General features: G+C 43.7%; 9 protein-coding genes. 2 read left to right on the forward strand and 7 right to left on the reverse strand.

Going from position 1 to position 7,267, the window contains the following annotated elements:
* The first annotated feature begins 168 nt into the window (after positions 1–168).
* A complete protein-coding gene (locus tag RG963_RS15890) occupies positions 169–387 on the forward strand; it encodes a hypothetical protein (RefSeq protein ID WP_310577255.1) in 219 nt (72 codons plus the stop codon).
* A 147-nt stretch (positions 388–534) separates the two neighbouring features.
* On the opposite strand, the gene RG963_RS15895 is transcribed toward RG963_RS15890, so the two are convergent.
* The 6 genes from RG963_RS15895 to rpl7ae all read right to left on the reverse strand — a co-directional run bounded on the left by RG963_RS15895 (position 535) and on the right by rpl7ae (position 4,299).
* Positions 535–945, reverse strand: coding sequence for a 30S ribosomal protein S6e (locus RG963_RS15895; protein ID WP_310577256.1), 411 nt, complete (start codon positions 943–945; stop codon positions 535–537).
* A gap of 110 nt (positions 946–1,055) precedes the next feature.
* A complete protein-coding gene (gene infB / locus RG963_RS15900) occupies positions 1,056–2,831 on the reverse strand; it encodes a translation initiation factor IF-2 (RefSeq protein WP_310577257.1) in 1,776 nt (591 codons plus the stop codon).
* Between the two features lie 157 nt (positions 2,832–2,988).
* A complete protein-coding gene (gene ndk, locus RG963_RS15905; protein ID WP_310577258.1) occupies positions 2,989–3,438 on the reverse strand; it encodes a nucleoside-diphosphate kinase in 450 nt (149 codons plus the stop codon).
* A 47-nt stretch (positions 3,439–3,485) separates the two neighbouring features.
* Positions 3,486–3,674: a 50S ribosomal protein L24e gene (locus RG963_RS15910; protein ID WP_310577259.1), complete on the reverse strand. Its 189-nt coding sequence runs from the start codon at positions 3,672–3,674 to the stop codon at positions 3,486–3,488.
* Positions 3,675–3,690: 16 nt separating this feature from the next.
* Positions 3,691–3,912: a 30S ribosomal protein S28e gene (locus tag RG963_RS15915; RefSeq protein ID WP_310577260.1), complete on the reverse strand. Its 222-nt coding sequence runs from the start codon at positions 3,910–3,912 to the stop codon at positions 3,691–3,693.
* A gap of 24 nt (positions 3,913–3,936) precedes the next feature.
* Positions 3,937–4,299 (reverse strand): 50S ribosomal protein L7Ae, encoded by a 363-nt coding sequence (rpl7ae, locus tag RG963_RS15920; protein ID WP_310577261.1) that lies wholly within the window; start codon positions 4,297–4,299, stop codon positions 3,937–3,939.
* 312 nt (positions 4,300–4,611) lie between these two features.
* Between rpl7ae and RG963_RS15925 the strand changes: the two genes are divergently transcribed.
* The gene (locus tag RG963_RS15925; protein ID WP_396654746.1) at positions 4,612–5,259 is read left to right on the forward strand and encodes a TatD family nuclease-associated radical SAM protein; all 648 of its coding nucleotides are present in this window, start codon (positions 4,612–4,614) and stop codon (positions 5,257–5,259) included.
* 91 nt (positions 5,260–5,350) lie between these two features.
* On the opposite strand, the gene RG963_RS15930 is transcribed toward RG963_RS15925, so the two are convergent.
* Entirely contained in the window at positions 5,351–6,847 is a 1,497-nt protein-coding gene (locus tag RG963_RS15930) for a WD40 repeat domain-containing protein (RefSeq protein ID WP_310577263.1), read from the reverse strand.
* Positions 6,848–7,267: the final 420 nt, after the last annotated feature.

Genomic DNA, 7,267 nt, shown 5'->3' on the forward strand with positions numbered 1-7,267 from the left:
AAAAATATAAGCATTAATAGGTGTAATAAGTTGCGTTGGAAACTATACATTTGGTTTAGTGACTTTTTAAGATTTAAGATTTTACAGAACTTTCGGTCGCTACCATTTGTAATTAGTTCAAAATTGAAATAACAGAGTTTATAGAGGCAAAGTCAGGAGATACTAAACATGGAAATATCTCTAATAAAAAACCGATTTTTATGTTTCATTACGCCTTTTACTATATGCGTATTATTAGGATACTTCTTATTTCATAACTTCATGCAGGGAATACTCTATGGAATTGGCTCTGGAATAGGGACATGTATGGCAAAAAGGCATGAAAAAAGAAGAGAGAAAAGGAAGCAAGAAGAAACAGAAAAGAACACTAAAACCAATAACAGATGAGCTAAATAAAGATACAGAAACCATAAAATGGAAGCAAAACCGAATAAAAAGAATAAACACAAATAGACGACTTGTATAAAAGGCGAAATCAAAAAGAAAAACAAAATAAAAAGTGTTCAAATCCCGCCCGCAGGCGGGAGCTTGAAATCACTCTGCAGGTGCTGGAGCTTCTCCGCCTTCGAGGCCTAAAAGGGCTTTTATGGATTTGCTCCCGTATTCAACGATCTTGGCGTTGATCTGGACGATGTCATGAGCAATTTCTTTGCCGCGCATCATCTTTCTCCTGCGCTGCCCCGGAAGCTTGGGAGTATAGCCTACACCTACTGCAAGCAGAATTCTCTGTCTTCTGGGACCAGGAAGATCGGGTTTCATAACAAAACCGCTGCCGTCACAGCCGCCAGTGATCTTGACTTTATATCCGGCGAGCCCGAAAATGGCACCGTCAACAACTTCACCAATTGATTTTCCGATTAATGCGTTTGCTTCAGCATCTTTAATATCGAGCTGGTAAGCACGCCCTTCTTTTGGGTCAGATACTACAACTTTGAAATTAGCCATGTGAAATCCTCCAATATCAGATTTACTTTTAATTATTCCTTTGCCTTACATTGCCTTTTTATTCGAATTCTTACTGAGCCTTAACATGCTGTTGCCCTGCACATCAGCAGTTACTTTGCCCAGAAAGGATTATCTTTTCTTTTGAGCATAAGGAAAATATCAAGAGTTTCCTTTTCATCAGTTGAAAGGGAATTGTAGATTTCGTGCTCAAGAACTTTGGCGTGCCTCTCAGGCACGTTAATATAGAGCACGTCTTCTTCTTTGATCTGTCTGCCGACTGTTGCGCCGTCAATTGCCATTGCAACTTCCTTGCCTACTCTTGCAGAAGGAATGTTTTCCCCGTCAGACTGCAGACCCTTGATCTTGCCTATGACGGTCCCATTTTCAAGCATGACATCTGCGTTTGTCCGCACGACCCCGCCAAGCACCCTTACCCCGACAACTGCGGGTTTGCTCTGACGGAACACGCATCCCGGAAGAATTTTGAATTTTCCAGGGCGAATAATGGTTTCGAAAATCTTCTTTTCAGCCAGTTCCTGCTGTTCTTTTACATATTTCTGGTAGTCTTCAACCAGGCGGTAGATCACATCACTTGTGAGCACCTTCACAGTACTTTCCTGCAGGAAATCTCTGGCGTCAGGGTGAACTTTGACATTGAAACCTATAAGCACCGAATAGAGAGGGTCTTCAACTGTCGAAGCTTCAATTGCATCTCTGTGGGATATGTCCCCTACTTCGGCTTTCCTGATAGGGACTTCATCTTTCCGGAACTCATGGACAAGGGCTTCAAGGGAACCCAGGGTATCTGCTTTGATTAGGATCCCTACCGAACCCGTATCAATCCTGACCTCATCTATCTCGGACTTTACCTGCGCTACGATTTCATCAAGGTTTTCTTCCGTAGCAACCCTTATCGGAGAGCCTGCAAGGGCACCTTCGAGGCCGGGAGCCGAAATCTTTACACCAGCCGCAGCAGTGACCTTATTTACCTGCTGGAACTTGCTTTCGTAGCGGATCTCAGAAAGCTCCCTCGGCTTTAAGAGAGCACGGACCTTGGTCTGGATCGGTTCTCCAAGGCTTCCGATAACGACAGTATCCCCTTTTTTCAACGTGCCGTCATAGAGAATAACATCAAGTGTTGCACCCAGGCCTTTTTCTTCCTTGACCTCAAGTACGGTTCCGACTCCTGGGCCTTTGGCGCTGTACTGGAGATTTGCTTCAAGGAACTTCTGGGTCAGGCCGAGGAGTACCATCAGAACATCAGGAATTCCTTCTCCCGTGACAGCACTTACAGGCACTACACCCAGCATTTTCTGGAAGTTTGTAACCCTGTCGTAACGTTCTGCTGCAAAGCCCTGGTTGTATAGCTCACCTATTACCTCATAGAGCTTTGTCTCAAGCATGGCCTGTACATCGTAGGACTGTTTTTTGAAAGTGGCAGCAAAAGGCAGGTCTTTTTGTGAGACCCAGCCGCCAATCCTGTCGATCTTATTAGCAACAACAACAAAAGGAGTTTTGAACCGCTTTAAGATCTGCAGGCTTTCGTAGGTCTGGGGCTTGAAGCCTTCGTTTATATCCACTACAACAATTGCAAGGTCGGCAAGAGCGCCTCCCCTGCTCCTGAGGGTTGTAAAGGCATGATGCCCGGGTGTATCAATAAAGAGCAGTCCTGGCACAATGAAATGGTCTCTAAGCCTTGGATCTCCGAGCTTGTCGACAATCGCATCTATAGGGACTTCAGTTGCTCCGATATGCTGGGTGATGGCTCCGGCTTCTCCGCGAACAATTGCAGTACCCCTGATTTTGTCCAGCAGAGTAGTTTTCCCGTGGTCGACGTGCCCCATCACGCAGACTATAGGAGTTCTTAAATTTTTCTTGTCGGTCATATGCAAAACCTCTCTCATTCCCGCGTCTTATTCGCTGCAGGTCCAGAAGGGTCCGGGTTTACCCGGAAGGACCCATTTTGCAGGTACCGGATAAACAAAGACTTGGAATCGCGCCCTGAAACTTTCAGAAACGCGAAAAGGCTTTGATGCACCTGCTTTATTCGTACAGACAGACTTCATCGATCCTGGAATATTTCCCGATTTCGGAGTCCTTAAAGTGAATTGCAATTTCCCTTGCTGCAGCATCGGGGGAATCGGATGCATGAACTACGTTTCTACCTACATCCAGAGCAAAATCCCCGCGGATAGTTCCCGGAGCTGCATCTACCGGGTTTGTAGCCCCGTTTACAGCCCTCATAACTCTGACTGCATCTTTTCCGGCAACTACCATCGAGACCGAGGGACCGGAGGTGACAAATTCGATAAGGGAAGGAAAGAAAGGCCTGGCTGCATGTTCACCGTAGTGTTCCTTTGCAGTGGTTTCACTGATAACGTTCATCCTAAGAGCAACGATTTTCAGACCCCGCTTTTCGATTCTGGAAATGATCTCGCCAACCAGCCCGCGCTGGACTCCGTCAGGCTTTACCATAACGTATGTCTGTTCCATGTGCACACCTTAATAATCTGAACAAATAAACTGGCAATTCAATTTCTTTATACTTTTTTCAACTGGATTCTGCCTTTCTCAGTCCATTCGGTACGCCGCGGAAGCCTGCCCAGATTGAAGTTGTTCACACACTTGGAAGAGTGCATGTAGTAGGTAGAACCGTCTTTTTTGATGTAGAGCTTACCGGTTCCAGGCTCTAACATCTTCCCGCAAAAATAGCATTTCCTCTGTTCCATCTATCTCACCGCTTTCTTACCTGGTGGTCAATTTCTTTGCTTCTCTTGATGTCTCAAGAAGCATCATAATGTCACCGATCCGGATAGGGCCTACACAGTTCCTGGTGATTACACGACCCTTATCCCTGCCTTCCAGAACCCTACATTGGATCTGGCTAGCTTCACCATGCATACCCGTATTCCCGATAACGTCAATAACTTCAGCAGCAAAGCCGCCTGTCGTGCTTTCGTCAGCCATAATCAGCACCTCATGTTATCAGGATTATTTAAGAGCTTCAAGCTTCTGGGCAATGTCCTGAACCATTTCAGCTGCTTTTCCTGCATCTACGATTGCGACCGTTGCGCAGGACACACCAAGCCCACTGGCTGCACCGAGTTCTTTCTGGTTTTTGATGAAGATGTAAGGTGCATTCTTTTCTTCGGAAAGGGGAGCGATATGAGCAACAATCTCTGCAGGCTCGATATCTCCTGCGATCAGAACGAGCTTCGCATTGCCTCTTTCGATTGCTTTTGTAGCTTCGTTGGTGCCCTTTTTGATCTTTCCAGTGTCTCTGGCAAGCTCGAGAGCTTCAAGTGCTTTGTTTGTAAGTTCTTCTGGAACGTCGAATTTAGCTAGTTGTGCCATTTAAGATTCTCCTTCGAAATTGCGAATGCCGCAATTTTTCATCAATCATAGGTTTTTAACACACATCTGTCAACATTGAGATTCCAAATTCCTAAAAGAGAACCTGAAAATGCTTCAATGCGGAGAGTAAATGAGTTGAAACATAGATACTGCTAGCTAAATGCTGCAGATCGAACCTTAGAAGTACATAATTGCCTATAAACTTTCTGCTCGAAAACACGAGTCATAACCGAAAAACAGAAGTAAAGCAATAAAAAATTCGTATATATAGCATCATCTCAAGTTTCCGGATAAAATAAGAATTAATGCGTCATGGTTATAAGGAATGCAATAAATTTTGATCGCATGGACACAATTTACTACGAAGCTCATAAAAATCTCTATATTAACCTTACCAACCGTTGCAGTGCAGACTGTGTATTTTGCATCCGCAACTTTGCAGACGGGGTTTACGGATACGATCTGAGGCTTTCAAAAGAGCCATCAACAGAGGAGATTATCGGCGCCCTTGAAAACGTGGATCTTTCGAAATATCGAGAAATCGTATTCACGGGCCTTGGAGAGCCGACCCTCAGGTTCGATGTGGTGCTTGCAGTGACACGCTGGCTTAAATGCCGGAATATCAGAGTAAGGCTTGATACCAATGGACATGCAGCTCTGATAAACCCCGACAAAGATGTGATCTCGGAATTGAAAAAAGCAGGAATCGATTCCATCTCCGTAAGCCTGAATGCAGAGTCCGAAGAAAAATATAACAAACTCTGCAGGCCAACTCACAAAAATGCTTACAGAGCAGTACTTGATTTTATAAAAGGAGCAAGAAAAGTGGGAATCAGTACAAGAGTTACGGTAGTTGAGGTGTCCGAAATAGACCTGGAAAAATGTAAAAAGCTTGCAAATGAGCTTGATTCTGAATTCCATACAAGAGTTTTATCTGAAGCTGCAAGTAAAGAAATCTGAAAATCATTTAATATGCGGGAGGTATAGATAGCGTGCAAAGCTTACTGTCTAAGCCTCCGGAGCTGAAACTTGAGGTTTCAAGGTTTTCCTGTTAATTTTCAGGCCTGTTATTTTCCTCTTCAAGATTTTCAAAATCTTTAAAGTCCCCATCCAGGGTCTGTTTTTTAAAGGTTCTCTTCTTCAAGTAAAATGCAACTACTAAAACTGCAAGTAAAAGAACTATAGGAAATTTAAAAAAATCGAGAAATTCCAGAAGCTTTGAAGGGCTTTTTGCAGAGGCCGAGTTCTCTACAGCGGAATTTTCGTTATTTTTTATATCAACCGGCGCTTTACCTGTGGAGGCCGAAGCAATCTCAACTATATTTTCAACGCCTCCGGTCATTGCCGTACCTTCTTTTAACGGCAGTCCGGTTTCTCCTGCCTTAATTGTGTCAGATTCTTGAATGTCTTCTTGGGAAAGAAAACTTTTGTCTCCAAAGAGCAATGCAAAAGCCGTGGAATTCCGCTCAAAAAGATATGCTGCCCCTGCATCGCTTCCTGCAACAAGGGTTGAGCTATCGCGAGAAATGGATAAGCTGTTGATATTTCCTCCGCAGCTGTAGTTCCAAAACTCGTTCCCTTCCATACTAAGGACATAGAGCGTATCATCCCAGCTTCCGGCTGCAATGAATGATGTATCCGGGGAAACTGCCACACTGTAGACGTCATCTTTTACCTGATAGTCCCAGAGTTTTGTCCCGGTACTGTTAAACAGGTAGATTTTGTCGTCAAAACTCCCTGCTGCAAGATATGAGCCATTACTTGTTAGCGAAACACTGCTTATCCAGTAAGCAGGATTGTGAATCCAGGAAAATTCTCCTTTCTGGTCAAAAAGATAGACGTTATAATTGGACCCACCGGCAGCCACATAATAAGCTGATGGAGTCATACACACACTATTGATTACACTGCCTGTCTTCTGTTTCCATATATTGTTTCCTTTGCTGTCAAAGAGGTAGACACACCGATTGGAACCCCCGGATGCAATATAAGATCCATCTCTGGAGATGGCAATACTCCGGACTGCATCCCCGGAATCAAAATTCCATAAAAGTTTACCTTCTCTATTAAAGAAGTAAACCTTACCGTCCTCACTGCCAGCTGCTACATGCGAACCATCGGAAGAGACCGCCACACTATTCAGGCTGCCCCCGGTTTCGTAACTCCAGAGCAAAGCTCCTTCCCGGTTAAAAAAATATACTTTCTTATCATTACTTCCTGCGGCTACACGAGTCCCATCAGAAGAAATTGATACTGTATAAATCACATCTCCTGTAGTATAATTCCAAAGTTTCTTCCCCTCGGAATTAAAAAGAGAAACATTGTAATCAAATCCTCCGACTGCAAGGTAATTTCCGCTGGAAGAGAGGGAAACTGTATTGACTATGCATCCTGTTTCACATTTGCAGAGAAGGTCAAAAGCCCTGGGTTCCGAAAGGTTTACATCCCCACTATTCAGGGCAACAGGGTCTGCACCCCCCACACCTGTAAACAGGCAGAAGAACAGACCCAGTGCCAGAAATAACCAAATTCCCGCTGAATGTTCCATACTAATTATAATAAAGGAGTTTATCCCACATGAATTTTTTGTAAGAGTTCTGTAGTGGAAATGGGCAGAAAAATGAAGAAGAACTCAAACTTAAAGCTGCTTTTGGAGCCGGACAACAACTAAAGATATGTATTTGTCGTGGAGTCAGTTACTGAAAACCAAAAGCACAAAAACTCTATATTTTTTCAAATATTTTTTCAAAAATAAAACAAGCATTTTTTGAATATGCAAAACAAGCTATCAGCTTTTGGTACTCCTGGTTATTTTGCAAAACAAATTCTGCCTGAGGAATCAGACATTCTGAGAAGATAGATAGTAGAGGACAAAGGCGATAGACCTGGATCAGTTTTCGAAGGCATTGAGAACATGCTGCTGTTTATTTGCCGTTTATAACTCCCCGGCTTTCAATTCTGCAATATA

The organism is Methanosarcina baikalica, assembly GCF_031461075.1.
In the GTDB taxonomy this organism is placed as follows: Archaea; Halobacteriota; Methanosarcinia; order Methanosarcinales; family Methanosarcinaceae; genus Methanosarcina; species Methanosarcina baikalica.

What these genes read in the sequence shown, in the direction of transcription:
- RG963_RS15925 (WP_396654746.1), top strand. Translation starts at nt 4,612, where the DNA reads ATGGTTATAAGGAATGCAATAAATTTTGATCGCATGGACACAATTTAC.
- ndk (WP_310577258.1), bottom strand. Translation starts at nt 3,438, where the DNA reads ATGGAACAGACATACGTTATGGTAAAGCCTGACGGAGTCCAGCGCGGG.
- RG963_RS15890 (WP_310577255.1), top strand. Translation starts at nt 169, where the DNA reads ATGGAAATATCTCTAATAAAAAACCGATTTTTATGTTTCATTACGCCT.
- RG963_RS15930 (WP_310577263.1), bottom strand. Translation starts at nt 6,847, where the DNA reads ATGGAACATTCAGCGGGAATTTGGTTATTTCTGGCACTGGGTCTGTTC.
- infB (WP_310577257.1), bottom strand. Translation starts at nt 2,831, where the DNA reads ATGACCGACAAGAAAAATTTAAGAACTCCTATAGTCTGCGTGATGGGG.
- RG963_RS15915 (WP_310577260.1), bottom strand. Translation starts at nt 3,912, where the DNA reads ATGGCTGACGAAAGCACGACAGGCGGCTTTGCTGCTGAAGTTATTGAC.
- RG963_RS15895 (WP_310577256.1), bottom strand. Translation starts at nt 945, where the DNA reads ATGGCTAATTTCAAAGTTGTAGTATCTGACCCAAAAGAAGGGCGTGCT.
- RG963_RS15910 (WP_310577259.1), bottom strand. Translation starts at nt 3,674, where the DNA reads ATGGAACAGAGGAAATGCTATTTTTGCGGGAAGATGTTAGAGCCTGGA.
- rpl7ae (WP_310577261.1), bottom strand. Translation starts at nt 4,299, where the DNA reads ATGGCACAACTAGCTAAATTCGACGTTCCAGAAGAACTTACAAACAAA.